Source organism: Streptomyces sp. ITFR-6 (assembly GCF_031844725.1).
In the GTDB taxonomy this organism is placed as follows: domain Bacteria; phylum Actinomycetota; class Actinomycetes; order Streptomycetales; family Streptomycetaceae; genus Streptomyces.
Genome location: NZ_CP134612.1, coordinates 5,284,684 through 5,298,729 on the forward strand (window position 1 = coordinate 5,284,684; position 14,046 = coordinate 5,298,729).

Sequence of the window (14,046 nt, forward strand, 5' to 3'; positions counted from 1 at the left end):
TCGGTTGTTCAGGCCGCGGGTAGTTTATGCAGGTGCTCGGCTGGGGTTTCCCAGCCGAGCGTTTTGCGTGGGCGGCTGTTGAGTTCGGCGGCGGCGGCGTCGAGGTGGTCGCGGCTGTGGGTGGCGAGGTTGGTGCCTTTGGGGAAGTACTGGCGGAGCAGGCCGTTGGTGTTCTCGTTCGAGCCGCGTTGCCAGGGGCTGGCGGGGTTGCAGAAGTAGACCGGGATGTTGGTGGCGATGCTGAAGGCGTGGTGGGCGGCCATCTCGGAGTCCTGGTCCCAGGTGAGGGACCGCAGCAGGTGGGGCGGCGGTGTTTTCACGGTGTCGGTCAGGGCGTCGCGCATACTTTCGGCGCTGTGGTCGCCGGGCAGGTGGACCGGCATCAGGTAGCGGGTGCTGCGTTCGACGAGGGTGCCGATCGCCGATCCGCTGTTCTTGCCGATGATGAGGTCCCCTTCCCGGTGGCCTGGGACGGCCCGGTCTTCGGCCTCTGCCGGGCGGTCGCTGATCATGACCATCGGGGTCGTGAAGCGGGGCTGGCGTTTGGCTGCCTGGCGGTGGGGGCGGCGGCGGGCGCGGCCGGTCCGCAGGGCCCGGGTGAGTTCGCGCCGTAGTTCGCCGCGTCCTTGGACGTAGAGGGCTTGGTAGACCGTCTCGTGGGTCACGTGCGTCTCCGGCCGGTCGGGGAACCGTCTGTGGAGAGCGTGGCAGATCTGCTCGGGGCTCCAGCGCAGGGTCAGGTGGTCCTGGATGAAGTCCCGCAGTTCGGGGTTCTGGCCGATCTTCCCCGCCTTGGGGCGGGGCCGGCGGGTATCGGCGCGGGCCTGGGCGGCGTGCGGCCGGTACTGACCGTTGCCGGGGTGCCGGTTGCGGCGTATCTCACGGCTGACTGTCGACGGGCTGCGGCCCAGCTCGGCGGCGATCGCGCGGACCGTGGCCTTCTCCCGCAGCCGGTCGGCTATGTGGATACGGTCGGCCTCACGCAGGTAGCGGGACGGGCCAGAAGGCGGCGCCTCCTGGTGGACCGGAGGCGCCGCCTTCTTCTTGCCGATGTGCGCGTGTGACCCGTCGCGCCACTTCCTGCCGGTCCGCAGGTTGATACCGACGATCCGGCAGGCTTCCCTGCTGCTGCAGCCCTGCTGCATGAGCTGGAAGTATGCCGCCCGCTCACGGGTCAGCTTCCGTGGCCCCTGCGGCCCCCGGTCCTTGCGTATCTCGAAGTCCATCGCATCCCCTGAGCTGGGGTGTTGCAACGACCACTAGAACTCAAGCACGGGGCGGGGCCGTTCGCGAGGGTGTCCGCCTCAGTCGCTGGAGACGGTGACCTTCTCGTCGTTGTTGAGCTGCTCGACCAGCTGCTTGACCTTGGCCTTGTCCCAGACCAGGTTGCCGCCTGCGGAGCCGGAGATCGGCATGTTCATCGACGTGCCGTCGCCGCCCGTGACGCCCTTCATGGCGAAGAACATCTGGCCCAGGTCCCAGAGGGACATGTCCTTGTCGACGACCAGGGTGTCCAGACCGGCGCCCATCGTCGGGTAGAGCTTGAACGGGTTGAGGATCGTGGACGCCGTCGCCGTCTGGTTCGCCAGCGCCGCGAGGAACTTCTGCTGGTTCTTCGTACGGTCCAGGTCGCTGGCCGCGAAGGCGTACCGGGTGCGGACGAAGGCGAGGGACTGCTCGCCGTTCAGCGTCTGCTTGCCCGCCTTGAAGTCGGCGCCGGAGTTCTTGTCCTTGAAGGCCTTGGGGATGTCGAGCTCGACCCCGCCGATCGCGTCCACGATCTGGGCGAAGCCGCCGAAGCCGATCTCGACGTAGTGGTCGATGTGCAGGCCGGTGTTGAACTCGACGGTACGGACCAGCAGTTCTGGCCCGTCCTCGGCGTACGCGGCGTTCAGCTTGGTGGTGCGGCCCTTGCCCTCGTACTTCTTGCCGGACTCGGAGCCGACGAACGACGGGATCTCGACGTTCGAGTCACGCGGCAGCGAGACCAGCGTCGGGCCGTCGCCGCCGTCGTGCAGGATCATCATCGAGTCGGTCCGCTTGCCCTCGGCGGAGCCGGTGTGGAGCTTCTTCTTGTCCTCGGCCGTCATGCCCTCGCGGCTGTCGGAGCCGACGATCAGGTAGTTCGTGCCGTCGCCCGCCTTCGGCCGCTCGATGACCTTGGAGAGGTCGACGTCGCGCTTCAGCTTGGAGTCGGCCCAGAAGTACGTGCCGATGGAGACACCGAGCACCACGACCACCAGGACCAGCGCGCCGATCTTGATCCGGCGCCGCCAGTCCGGCGCGGCCGCCGGCCGGCCCTGGACGTATCCGCCGTCGCCCGGTCCGCCGCCCTGGCCGCCACCGCGCCCGCCGCTGTTGCCGCCGCCGTAGACCTGGCCCGTGTTGTAGCCACTGTCGTACTGCGGTCCTTCGTCGTAGCCGCCGGGCTGCTGCGGCACCTGCCGCTGTCTCGGCGGCGCGGGGCGCCGCTGCGAGGGAGCGGGCTGCTGGGGCGGGACGGGGCGCTGGACGTGCGGCATCGCGCGGGCGCTCTCGGGCCGGTCGCTCGCGCTTCCCTGCCCGTAGCGGTTGCCGCCGCGGTTGTCGTCGTTCCAGCCCTCGGGCCAATCGTTCATGCGATCCAGTGTGCAGGCCGGGCCCACTGCTATTACAGGGTGTAAGGGAAATCGGACCTGGGCTGTTGCGAAGCTGATGCATTGCGACGGGCTCGAAGCCCCCGCATAAGGTGGAGGGCATGACAGATCAGGCCCCGCGCCCGGAGGGCGACATTCCGGGCAAGCCGACCGCAGCCTCCCGGACCACCCTCAGTCACATCATGACCGGCAGCGACACGAATCTGCTGGGTACGGTGCACGGCGGCGTGATCATGAAGCTGGTCGACGACGCGGCGGGCGCCGTCGCGGGCCGGCACTCCGGCGGCCCCGCCGTGACGGCCTCGATGGACGAGATGGTCTTCCTGGAGCCGGTCCGCGTGGGTGACCTTGTCCACGTCCGCGCCCAGGTCAACTGGACCGGCCGCTCCTCGATGGAGGTCGGCGTCCGGGTCATGGCGGAGCGGTGGAACGAGTCGACCCCGGCGCAGCAGGTCGGCAGCGCCTACCTGGTGTTCGCGGCGGTCGACGCGGACGGCCGCCCGCGCGCCGTACCGCCGGTCATCCCGGAGACCGAGCGGGACAACCGGCGCTACCAGGAGGCGCAGATCCGCCGTACGCACCGGCTGGCCCGGCGCCGCGCGATCAGGGAACTGCGCGAGAAGCGCGCCGCCGACGGCATCGAGGACTGACCCAGGACTGAGGACCGGGGACCGGAAGCTGTTACGCACGGGCGCTCACGGGCACGTCACCTCGTCGCCCGTGACGGCCCCGAACCTGCTCGGATCGGGCTCCTCGGCCCGGACCCGCTCCACCTTGGCGTAGTCCGCGCCCGCGGTCACCTTCATCGTGGGGCCCTGGCCCTGCACCGGCTTCAGCTCCGCCCCCGGCAGCGCGGCCGCCAGCGACTTCGCTGACCGGTCCCAGCGCGGGTCGTACGTGACCACGGTGTGCTTGAGATCGCGCTGCTCCCCGTTGAGAGGGGCCCGGGTGGTGTCGAAGCCGGTGCCGTGCAGCGCGGCGTCGACCGTGGAGCCGAGGCCGTCCTTCGGGGTCCCGTTGTAGACCTGGACCCGGATCTGCTGCGGCGGCACGTCCACCTTCTTCGCCGGCGCCTGCTCGGGCCGCTTCACCGTGAGCGGCTTGTCCTCGCGCAGCGCCTGGAAGAGCTGCTTCGACTTCTTGGGGTCCCATTTCACCGTCGAGCCGATGCCCTTGACCGGGTAGGCGACATCGCTCATCGGCACCGAGGTGAATTCCGAGGAGGCGGCGGAGAAACCCTGCATCGCCTGGCCGAGGTCCAGCATCTGCTGCGTACCGAAGCCCCTGTCGGCCCGTACCGACTTCAGCATCGTCGAGGCGACCTCGCGGAACTTCACCGGATTCAGCAGCACCCCGCTGCTGGTCGCCTGCTTGATCAGCGAGGCCATGAACTTCTGCTGGCGCTGCATCCGGCCCAGGTCGGCGGCGCCGTCGATGTGCCGGGAGCGTACGTACTGGAGCGCCTGGCCACCGTCCAGCTCATGGGTGCCCGCCGCGAGATCGAGACCCGTGTAGGAGTCCTTCATCGGCCGGGTGGTGCAGATCTCCACCCCGCCCAGGGTGTCGACCGTCGTCATGAAGCTGGTGAAGTCGACCTCCAGATAGTGGTCGACCTTGACGCCCGTCATGTGCTCGACGGTCCGCACGGTCAGACCGGGCCCGCCCTCGGCATAGGCGGCGTTCAGCTTCAACGGATGGGCCGCGTGCTCCTCGCCGGTGGTCTGGTCCCGGTGCTCGGGGATCTCGGCGTAGCTGTCACGCGGCAGGCTGACGATGCTGGCCCGCTTCTTGTCCGACGACAGGTGCACCAGCATGATCGTGTCGGTGCAGTGGCAGGGCGCGCCGCCCAGCCGGTACTTCGCCTTCTCCTCCTTGGTGATCTTGTCGCGTCCGTCGGTGCCGACCAGCAGCAGGTTCATGCCGTGACCGCCCGAGGGCCGGTTCTTCATGTCCTTGAACGGGTCGATCCGGTCGATCCCGTTCTCCAGGTTGGTCACGACGGCGTGGCCGATGCCACCGGCCCCGAGGACCAGCACGGAGAGGCCGGTCGCCATCCGCATGCCCCAGCGTGGTCTCTCGTCCTGCTTTCTGGGCCGTCGGCGCTGCGGGGGAGCGGCGCGGGGCCGGGGCGGACGGGGGGAGCGGTGCGGCGTGGGCACGGGGGGACACCTCCGCGGTGCAAGGGGGACCTGTCGCACGGTAGGCCCATACGATCTGCATCCCGGCCCGCAACCCGGCGGCGCGCTCCGGGTTCCCCCATTCGCGGTAACGAGACGGCCGAATATCGCCGCCAGGGGCCAGAACGCCCGGCGCCGAGGGCTCTCACCCCCCGGCGCCGGGGTTCCGACCCCCGACGCCCCCATTCGTGTCCCGCGCGTCCGTTACATCTGGCGGTACGGCCAGTACACGTCCATGCAGTCGTCCGACTTGGCGCCGTTGACCGACTCGGTGTCCTCCAGCGGATCGCTGTCGTCCGCCGCGGCCTTCGGGAACGTGGAACCCGTCCGCCAGTCCGAGCCGACCGTGAGCGTCAGGCCGGGCCCGTCCGGGGTCTCCTTCACGGCGCTGGTCGGTATCGACAGGGCCTTGGCGACCGACAGCGCGTCCGACCTGCCCTGGGCGCCCGCGCTCTTCGGGTAGGCCACCTCGGTCGTCCGGGCCGAGCCGGGATCGGTCTCGGTGCCCGCCTCGGTGAAGCCCTTGGCCTTCAGCAGGTTCTGGACCTCCGCGGCACGGCCCTGGGTGGGGGCCTGGCCGTCACCGGAGGTGCCGTTGACGACCGTCACCCCGAGGGAGGCGGGAGCGCCGGCCTTGGGTCCTGCAGGCGTCTTCTTCTTCGCCTTGGCACGGTCCTTGGGGTCGAGCGACTGGTCGTCCCGGATCAGCGCCCAGAGCCTGTCCGCGGCACCCGGCTTCGGCAGCACGTGGGCGTCGGGGTCCTCGGGGTCCTGGATCCGCGGCATCGTCAGCATGTTCATCTTGTCCAGCGGCACGTTCTTCAGCTGCATGCCGAGGTCGAACAGCTTCTTCACCGTGCCGATCTCGTCGGAGACCTGGAGCGAGTCGACGGCGGTCTCCGCGAGGTTCAACAGCTTGCCGGAGTCCGTGAACGCGTTCTGGCTCTTCAGCTCACGCAGGACCGAGTTCAGGTACATGTGCTGCGCCTGGGACCGGCCGATGTCGCTCGCGAAGGCGTGCCGGGTGCGCAGCCACTTCAGCGCGTCCTCGCCCTTGATCTTGTGCTTGCCCGCCGTCAGCCGCAGATGGGAGCCACCGGGCACACCGGGCTTGGGCACGTCGTTGACGTCCTGCTTGACGCACACCCAGGCGCCGCCCACGGCGTCCGCCATGTCCACCACACCCGCGAAGTCGACCATCATCCAGTGGTCGATGTAGACCCCGGTGAGCTTCTCCCAGGTGTCCAGGGTGCAGCCGGCGCCGCCGCGCAGCGTCTCGTTGATGATGCCGTTGGTGGCGGCGAACTTCTCGCCGGTGTCGGGGTTCTCGCACGCCGGGATGTCGACACGGGTGTCCCGGGGGATGCTCACGACCGAGGCGTTCTTCCGGTCGGCCGAGACGTGGAGCAGCATCTGCACATCGGCCAGCGGCGTCCCGCCCACGCTCTCCTTCGAGCCGCCGAGCTTGAGGTTCTCCTTGCTGTTGCGGCTGTCGGAGCCGATCATCAGGATGTTCAGCGGGGTCTGGCCCGCGGCGTTCGGAGCGGTCTTCTGCGCCGCGCTGTTGCCCGCGCTGCGGGCCCCTTTGCGGATCTTGCCGTTGAGGTGTTCGTACCAGAGGTAACCGGCCGCGCCGGTGCCGAGTATGACGAAGGCGAGGGAGAAGGCGATCCAGCGCAGTATTCGCCGCTTCTTCGTCCTGCCGGCGCGGTGGGGCCGGCCCCGGCGCCCGCCGCGGCCCTGGGCGCGGCGGCCGCCGCCCCCGCCGCCCTCGGAACGACCGCCGCCGGCCTCTTCCCCGTTGCCGTCGGGTGTCGGGGCGTCGCCCTTCCCGTCCTCGTAGAGGCCGTCGTCCCAGCCGAGTTGACCGGCATGCCGGACCCGCGGTCGCGTTCCCTCCCCTGGCGTGCTGCTCCGTCCCACCGGGACCCCCCTGCTGCTCAGTCTCGCGATATCGCGCAGTGACCCGGTGTCACTTGGCGCACTCTGCCTTGTCGGCACTGGCCTTCGGAATGTCGATCTTGGCCGGCCCGGTGATCGGGGTGCCCGCGCCCTTGAAGTCCCTGCCGAGGGTCAGGACCATCGCCTGGAGCCCTTCGGCATCGGTGGTGCCCTTCTTGAGCGCCGATCCGGGGAGCCCCATCATCGCGGCGAGCGCCCGTGCCTGGTCCGCCTGGTTCGGGGCGTACTCAAGCGCCGTCTTGGCGGCCTTCGCCGGGGCGTTGGCCTTGTTGGTGGATTTGAGGACGCCCTTCTCGTTCTGCAGCCAGGTCACGGTCTGCTGAGCGGCTCCGGAGATCTCGCCGCCGTTGTAGACGTCGACGCGTACGTCGCCCGCGGCGGCCTTGGTGCCCTTGAGGAGGGCGTCCTGCTTGCCCTTGGCCGCCTTCTTCTGCGCGGCCACCTCGGTCAGCGAGGTGTCCGCCTGCATCATCGAGAACAGCTGCGGCGCCTTCACCGGGTCCACGACGACCGTGATCGGATTCGGCTCCGCCGGGTTGTCGATCACCGGAAGCGTCACGAACGAGATGTTCTTCGTGTCGATCTTGGTGAGTTCCTTGGCGAGCGTGGTCAGCTTCGGCACCGAACCGATGGCCTTGTCGACCGTCAGGGCCTTCGTCGCCGAGTCCGCCAGCTTGAAGAGCTTCGTCGGACTGGTCAGGGTGTCGTCCGACTTCATCTGCCGGATCATCGAGCCGATGAACTGCTGCTGGACCTTGATCCGGTCCAGGTCGCTCCCGTTGGCGAAGGCGTGCCGGGTCCGTACGAACGCCAGCGCGTCCTCGCCCTTGATCCTGTGCTCGCCCGCCGACAGGTCGAGGTGGGAGTCCGCGTCCTTGATCGGCCTCGCGAGGCAGATGTTGACGCCGCCGACCGCCGTGGACAGCTCCTTGACCGCGTTGAAGTCGACCATCATGAAGTGATCGACCTTGAGGCCGGTGAGCTCCTTGACCGTCTCCATCGTGCAGCCCGGGTCGCGGCCGGACTGGCCGAGGCTGACGTTGAACCGGATGTTCTCCGTGCCCGGGATGACCTTGTCGGAGCCGTCCGGCTGCCTCGACCTGCACTCCGGGATGTTGGTGATGAGGTCGCGCGGGATGCTCAGCGCGGTGGCGTTGGTGCGGTCCTTGGAGACGTGGAACAGGATGTTGGTGTCGGCATGGCCGGTACTGCCCTTGTCGCCGTAGCCCTCGTTGCCCTTGCCGGTCCGCTTGTCCGTACCGATGACCAATATGTTGAGGGGCGCGTTGGCGGTGACGACGTCCTTGTTGCCGGCGTCGCCGATGTCCACGGAGTTCAGGTTGCCGTTGAAGTGCTGGTACAGCGCGTAACCGCCGACCGAGACTCCGACGAGCAGGAAGGCCACCACGCCGCCCGTCCAGATCAGCGCCTTCTTGCGGCGGGCCTTGGGGGCCTTGCGCTTGCGGCGGCCGGCGCCGTTCTCGGTCGAGGACGAACCCGGACCCTCCTTGGCGCGGGTCTCCTGGCCGCGGGCGGAGCGGCGACCGCCCTGCCTGGGCACCTCGCGGCCGGGCCCGACGCCACGTCCCCCGGCGTCGCGCGGGGAGTCCCGCCGCCGCCCGCCGCGCGGCGCGGAAGAGGCCTGACCGCCGCCCGAATCCCCTCCGGATTGGTTCAGTCGCAGTTCGTAATCGCCGGTGTCCGGGTTGAGGACCCATTGGTCTGCGGGATCGATGTCTTCCGCCCGCCCACGGCCTTGTGCATCCACGGTTGTTTGAGTCCTCCGTCGGTGCCACGCGAGGCGCCTCCCCCCGAAAGGCGCTCAATCTTTCACTCCGGAAGTGCTCGGCCCTGGGGCCCGGAGCAACCGGATCGCGTCACACTATCCGTCCGGTTCGGCGCCGAGCGATGGGCGTGACATATTCCACGGCCCTTACAACCGGGCATTCTTCCCATTGCGCGCCGAACGTTGATGGCTGCTTGGCAATTGCTTTACTGCTTGCACAGGTCGGTCGCGGCGTTGTTACCCGAATAGGTGGGCGTGGGGCTGGGCCCCGGGGCGCCTGTCGCGCCCGATTCGCCATCCGTCGGCTCACCGGACCGGCCGTTGTTGTCTTCATCCTGTGAATGTTCCGAACCCTCCCCGCCGTCGGTGTTCTTGCCGTCGTCACCATTGAGCTGATCTGCGGGAACCACCGTGAGCGGCTTGTCGTCGCGCAGTTGCTTGAAGAGCCTGTCCGCATCGGGCTGTACCAGTTCGTCCCGGTTCCGGTTGGCCGAGTACGGCTGCCGGGGAACGGTCAGGAACTGAACCTTGTCGGTCGGTACGTTGCGCATGCCGCGTACCAGGTCGTACAGGTCCTTCAGGGTGTCAAGCCCCGGGTCCGTGGTCAGCGCCTTCGTCGCCGCGTCCAGCACCGGGTAGAGCCGGGTCGGGTTGAGGAGTACGCCGTTGCTCTGCACCTTGTTGACGAGCGCGCCCAGGAACTGCTGCTGGCGGTCCATCCGTTCGGTGTCGCTGCCGTTGCCGATCGACTTGCGGACCCGTACGTACCCGAGCGCCTGCTCGCCGTTGAGCTTCTTGCGGCCCGCCGGGAGCTTGAGGTGGGCCGCGCTGTCGTTGATCGGTTCCTTGAGGCAGATCTCCACGCCGTCCACCGCGTCGACCATGTCCTTGAAGCCGTTGAAGTCGACGACCATGTAGTGGTCGATGCGGACGCCTGTCATCTTTTCGACGGTACGGATGGTGCAGGCGGTTCCACCGAGCTCGAAAGCCCAGTTGAACTGGGCGAATTGCGGCCTGCTGGCAGTTTTGTCCGCCTTGTGGCAGGACGGGATGTTCGCCATCAGGTCGCGCGGGATGGACATCGCGGTGGCGCTTTTCCGGTTCGCGGCCAGGTGCAGCAGGATCGTGGTGTCGGAGCGCTGGCTGCCGCCGTCGTCGCGGCCGTACTCGCGGTTGTCCCCGGCCCGGCTGTCCGAGCCGATGAGCAGGATGTTCTCCGCGTTGTGGACGACGGAGGGCGGTCGCTCCTTCTCGTACGCCTTGAGCTCGGCGGCCGCGGAGGTGTCCGTCTTGATGTTGCCGTCCAGCTTCTTGTACAGCCACCAGCCGGTGCCCGCCGCGACGAGGACGACGAACGAGGCCCCGAGCGCGGTCCAGCGCAGCCAGTGCCGCTTGCGCTTGACGGTGATGTCGAGGGTCGGACCGGATCCGGAGCCCTCGGGCGGCGGCCCCTCCGAGGCCCCGCCGCCGGACCCGCCCCCCGGCCCGCTGCCGGACCCGCTGCGGGTCTCGCCGCCCGGGGTGCTCGCCGGGGCGTCCTTGGAGGCGTTCTCCGAGGCGTTCCGGGGGCTGCTCTCCGGGGTGGTTCCGGTTCCCGGGGCGTCCTCCGGCGCGCGCTTTCCGCCGGGCGCCGCGCCGGGCGACCCGTCCGGCGTCTGGTCCTCGCCCGCGGCCGAGTCGTCGGGGTCGGCCGGAGTGCCGGCACTTTCGGTCACGTCTGCGTCCATCCTTCACGTTCGGCGGCGCGATGGGCCGCCGGTTGCAGAAGTAGACGGCTGAACCTCACGCTTGGTTGTGCCTTGAGTGGTCTGTACCGCAGATCATGTACCGGAGTTGACGAATCGCCCGGAGGGCTCGGCCCACGATGGGCCGGACGGGTGGCCCTCGGACCGCTTGTCGTACCGCGGCGCCCCGGTCCTCGTCGGGAGCGCCGCCGCGCGGGCCGCTGTCACACGGTCAGGGTGACCCGCTCGCTCTCGACGCGCTGCGCCAGCCCGTCCTCGCCCAGCTCCCCGAGGTGCCGGCACAGCACCACGGAGCCCCCGGTCGCCAGCGGTGCGAACAGCCCGGCGCTGAGGCCGTCCCAGGTGTCGTACGTACGCCCCGAGAGCAGCCGCGACCCGGCGCCCAGGCCCAGCGCCGCACCGTCCGCGCGGGCCCGCGCGACCAGCTCCGCCGAGCTGAGCGCCACATCGCCCACGGTCAGCGCCGGCGCGTCCGGGTCCACCGGGGCGAACGGCGCGAACCGGTCGCCCTGGCCCGGCACCTCCACCGCGTAGTCCGCGAAGCCCTCCGGCGGCTGCGGGAACCGGCCGCCCATCGGACGCAGCGCCAGCGCGATCCGCTCACCGCGGCAGGCCCGCGCGGACTCCAGCGTGTCCGGTCCGGTGACGACCAGATCGGCGGCGGCCGGATCGCCCCCCACCTCCGCGACGACGCCGACCGAGGAGCAGGCGAGCAGCCAGACCGCGGACTGCCAGTGCGCGGGGAGCAGCAGGGCGAGCCGGTCACCGGGCTCCGCGGCGAGGTCGCCCTGGAGCAGGTTGGCGGTCTTGGCCACCCAATTGGCGAAGGTGGCCACCGACAGTTCGACGCGTTCTCCGGTGGCGTCGTCGTAGAAAGTGACCATGGGGCGGGCCGGGTCCGCGGCGAGCGCGGAACGCAGCAGGTCGGCAGGGGTGCGGTCGCTGGCATTCATCCGCGCAAGGTTACGTGGCGGCGGCGGGCCGGACCGGGCGCCTCGGGTGAGCCGTACACCGGTTCGGCAGACGGGCCGTCAATTGCCGGGAGAAACACCGGTGGCCGGAGTTGTCCGCTTGTGCTCAGGATCATCTGTATGCGTGCCTTCATTGCATCCTCCATCGGTGTCACCTGCGCGGCAGCTCTCGCGCTGCCGCTCGCCGCGCCCGCGGGCGCCGCTTCCGACACCCCCGCCCACCCGGCCACCGCGGGCTCCGTACCCGCCGAGGCGTCCGAGCCCGCCGCGCTGCCCGGCTCGACGCAGTCGCTGGCCCTGTCCCCCCTGTCCACCGCCTCCGCGCGGGCCCCCGGTGAACCCGCCGCACCAGCCGCCGGACAAGGGCTGACCGAGCGCGACGTCCACCCGTTCTCCATGGTCGGCGTCGTCTGGGACGACGTGAACACCGAACTCCACGGCACCGCCCAGGTCCGTACCCGCTCCACCGGGACCGGCCGCTGGTCCGGCTGGCAGGACCTGGAGACGCACAACGCCGAGCACTCCGCGGACCCCGGCACCGCCGAACGCGAGTCGAGCGCGGTCCGGGGCGCCACCGCCCCGCTCTGGGTCGGCGCGTCCGACGGCGTCGAGGTCCGGGTGGACCCCGAGGCCCCGCCCGCCACCGCCACCCGAGACGCGTCCGCCACCCCCGTACCGCTGCCCGCCGGGCTGCACCTCGAACTCGTCGACCCCGGCAAGGATCCGCAGGAGCCGTCCGCCACCGGGGCGGCCGACGCCGACCGCGCCGCGGCCGGGAACGCCACCGCCCTCCCCGCCCTGAGCAGGTCCGCGACCGACGCGGCCGCCGGATACGCGCCGGGCGCCAAGCCGTACATCGGGCCCCGCCCGCGCATCATCACCCGCAAGGGCTGGGGCGCCGACGAGAAGATCCGCGAGAAGGCCTTCGCGTACACCAAGACCGTCAAGGCGGCTTTCGTCCACCACAGCGCCACCGGCAACAACTACACCTGCTCCCAGGCGCCCTCGGTGCTGCGCGGCATCTACCGCTACCACGTCAAGAGCAACGGCTGGCGCGACATCGGCTACAACTTCGCCGTCGACAAGTGCGGAAACATCTACGAGGGCCGGGCCGGCGGCGTGACGAAGGCCGTCATGGGCGCGCACACCCTCGGCTTCAACACCAACACCATGGGCGTCGTGGTGCTCGGGACCTTCAGCGGCACCAACCCGCCCGCCGCCTCCGTCAACGCCGTCGCCAAGCTCACCGCCTGGAAGCTCGGGCTCTTCAAGGCCAACCCGAAGGGCAAGGTGACCCTGGTGTCGGGCGGCAGCAACAAGTACAAGAAGGGCAAGAAGGTCAAACTCAACGTCATCTCCGGCCACCGGGACGGTTTCGCAACCGAATGCCCCGGAGCACGTCTCTACAAGAAGCTCGGCACGACCCGGACCAGCTCGGCCAAGCTCCAGGGCCGCTGACCCGGAAGGAGCCGAAGGGCGCCGACCGCCCCGGGTCCTGCTGCGGGCTGCAGACCGAAGGACCCCCCTCCGGTCTGCATACACTGGCCAGCCGAAACCGGGCCGGCCCCAGCAGGAAGCAGAGACAGTGCTGTGACAGAGGCAAAAGAAGCGATTCTCCTGGTCGGCGGCAAGGGAACCCGGCTGCGCCCGCTCACGGTGCACACCCCGAAACCCATGGTTCCGGCGGCGGGCGTCCCCTTCCTCACGCACCAGCTGGCGCGTGCCCGTGCCGCCGGAGTCGAGCACATCGTCCTCGCGACGTCCTACCTGGCCGAGGTCTTCGAGCCGTACTTCGGCGACGGCTCGGAGCTCGGCCTGCACATCGAGTACGTCACCGAACGCGAACCGCTCGGCACCGGCGGCGCCATCCGCAACGTCGCCGCACGGCTCACCTCCGGCCCGGACGAACCGGTACTCATCTTCAACGGCGACATCCTCACCGGCCTCGACATCCGGGCGCTCGTCACCTCGCACGCCGACTCCGGGGCGGACGTCTCGCTCCACCTCACCCGGGTCGAGGACCCGCGCGCCTTCGGTCTCGTACCGACGGACGACACCGGCCGGGTCACCGCGTTCCTGGAGAAGCCGCAGACCCCGGAGGAGATCGTCACCGACCAGGTGAACGCGGGCGCGTACATCTTCCGCCGCTCGGTCATCGACACCATCCCGACCGGCCGCCCGGTCTCCGTGGAGCGCGAGACCTTCCCCGGACTCCTCGCCTCCGGCGCCCATCTCCAGGGCATGGTCGACTCCACGTACTGGCTTGATCTAGGCACCCCGCAGGCCTTCATACGCGGCTCCGCCGACCTGGTGCTGGGCCGCGCGCCCTCTCCGGCCGTCCCCGGCCGCTGCGGCGACCGGCTCGTGCTGCCGACCGCCTCGGTCGCCCCCGACGCCAAACTGACCGGCGGTACGGTCATCGGCGCCGACGCCGTCATCGGCGCGGGCGCCAGGATCGAGGGCTCCGCCGTACTGGCGGGCGCGGTCGTCGAACCCGGCGCGGTGATCACGGACTCCCTGGTCGGAGCGGGCGCCAGGGTCGGCAGCCGTACGGTGCTGGCCGGCGCGGTCATCGGGGACGGGGCCGAGGTCGGCGCCGACAACGAACTGCGCGACGGCGTCCGGATCTGGTGCGGGGCACACCTGCCCGCCGCGTCGGTGCGCTTCTCCTCGGACGAATGACCGGGCGAGCCGCTCCTCGCAGCACACCCCGAATGGCCGGAATCAGCCGTACCCTCGACAGGCACCCCCGACTACCGAGGACCTCAC

At 70.0% G+C, this 14,046-nt stretch carries 10 protein-coding genes; 3 read left to right on the plus strand and 7 right to left on the minus strand.

Annotated elements, in window-relative coordinates; translation table 11 throughout:
* Window positions 1–8 precede the first annotated feature (8 nt).
* Together RLT59_RS24235 and RLT59_RS24240 are read right to left on the minus strand one after the other, a co-directional pair.
* On the minus strand, window positions 9–1,145 hold the full coding sequence (locus tag RLT59_RS24235) for an IS30 family transposase (RefSeq protein ID WP_399126955.1): 1,137 nt from the start codon (window positions 1,143–1,145) through the stop codon (window positions 9–11).
* Between the two features lie 159 nt (window positions 1,146–1,304).
* Complete coding sequence (locus tag RLT59_RS24240; RefSeq protein WP_311305349.1) at window positions 1,305–2,618, minus strand: LCP family protein; 1,314 nt, start codon at window positions 2,616–2,618, stop codon at window positions 1,305–1,307.
* 119 nt (window positions 2,619–2,737) lie between these two features.
* Here RLT59_RS24240 and RLT59_RS24245 point away from each other — a divergent pair, with 119 nt between their 5' ends.
* Window positions 2,738–3,286 carry an acyl-CoA thioesterase gene (locus tag RLT59_RS24245; RefSeq protein WP_124284167.1) on the plus strand — a complete coding sequence of 183 codons (549 nt, stop codon included), beginning with the start codon at window positions 2,738–2,740 and terminating at the stop codon, window positions 3,284–3,286.
* A 45-nt stretch (window positions 3,287–3,331) separates the two neighbouring features.
* Here RLT59_RS24245 and RLT59_RS24250 read toward each other — a convergent pair whose 3' ends face one another.
* The 5 genes from RLT59_RS24250 to RLT59_RS24270 all read right to left on the minus strand — a co-directional run bounded on the left by RLT59_RS24250 (window position 3,332) and on the right by RLT59_RS24270 (window position 11,259).
* A complete protein-coding gene (locus RLT59_RS24250) occupies window positions 3,332–4,696 on the minus strand; it encodes an LCP family protein (RefSeq protein ID WP_311307840.1) in 1,365 nt (454 codons plus the stop codon).
* Window positions 4,697–5,017: 321 nt separating this feature from the next.
* Window positions 5,018–6,736 carry an LCP family protein gene (locus tag RLT59_RS24255; protein ID WP_311305350.1) on the minus strand — a complete coding sequence of 573 codons (1,719 nt, stop codon included), beginning with the start codon at window positions 6,734–6,736 and terminating at the stop codon, window positions 5,018–5,020.
* Between the two features lie 49 nt (window positions 6,737–6,785).
* Window positions 6,786–8,543 (minus strand): LCP family protein, encoded by a 1,758-nt coding sequence (locus RLT59_RS24260; RefSeq protein ID WP_311305351.1) that lies wholly within the window; start codon window positions 8,541–8,543, stop codon window positions 6,786–6,788.
* 224 nt (window positions 8,544–8,767) lie between these two features.
* On the minus strand, window positions 8,768–10,288 hold the full coding sequence (locus tag RLT59_RS24265; protein ID WP_311305352.1) for an LCP family glycopolymer transferase: 1,521 nt from the start codon (window positions 10,286–10,288) through the stop codon (window positions 8,768–8,770).
* 221 nt (window positions 10,289–10,509) lie between these two features.
* Complete coding sequence (locus RLT59_RS24270) at window positions 10,510–11,259, minus strand: TIGR03089 family protein (protein ID WP_311305353.1); 750 nt, start codon at window positions 11,257–11,259, stop codon at window positions 10,510–10,512.
* Window positions 11,260–11,397: 138 nt separating this feature from the next.
* Here RLT59_RS24270 and RLT59_RS24275 point away from each other — a divergent pair, with 138 nt between their 5' ends.
* A complete protein-coding gene (locus RLT59_RS24275; RefSeq protein WP_311305354.1) occupies window positions 11,398–12,735 on the plus strand; it encodes a peptidoglycan recognition protein family protein in 1,338 nt (445 codons plus the stop codon).
* Window positions 12,736–12,867: 132 nt separating this feature from the next.
* Window positions 12,868–13,959, plus strand: coding sequence for a mannose-1-phosphate guanylyltransferase (locus RLT59_RS24280; protein ID WP_311305355.1), 1,092 nt, complete (start codon window positions 12,868–12,870; stop codon window positions 13,957–13,959).
* The last annotated feature ends 87 nt before the right edge of the window (window positions 13,960–14,046 follow it).

What these genes read in the sequence shown, in the direction of transcription:
- RLT59_RS24245 (WP_124284167.1), top strand. Translation starts at nt 2,738, where the DNA reads ATGACAGATCAGGCCCCGCGCCCGGAGGGCGACATTCCGGGCAAGCCG.
- RLT59_RS24250 (WP_311307840.1), bottom strand. Translation starts at nt 4,696, where the DNA reads ATGCGGATGGCGACCGGCCTCTCCGTGCTGGTCCTCGGGGCCGGTGGC.
- RLT59_RS24240 (WP_311305349.1), bottom strand. Translation starts at nt 2,618, where the DNA reads ATGAACGATTGGCCCGAGGGCTGGAACGACGACAACCGCGGCGGCAAC.
- RLT59_RS24275 (WP_311305354.1), top strand. Translation starts at nt 11,398, where the DNA reads ATGCGTGCCTTCATTGCATCCTCCATCGGTGTCACCTGCGCGGCAGCT.
- RLT59_RS24270 (WP_311305353.1), bottom strand. Translation starts at nt 11,259, where the DNA reads ATGAATGCCAGCGACCGCACCCCTGCCGACCTGCTGCGTTCCGCGCTC.
- RLT59_RS24265 (WP_311305352.1), bottom strand. Translation starts at nt 10,288, where the DNA reads ATGGACGCAGACGTGACCGAAAGTGCCGGCACTCCGGCCGACCCCGAC.
- RLT59_RS24235 (WP_399126955.1), bottom strand. Translation starts at nt 1,145, where the DNA reads ATGCAGCAGGGCTGCAGCAGCAGGGAAGCCTGCCGGATCGTCGGTATC.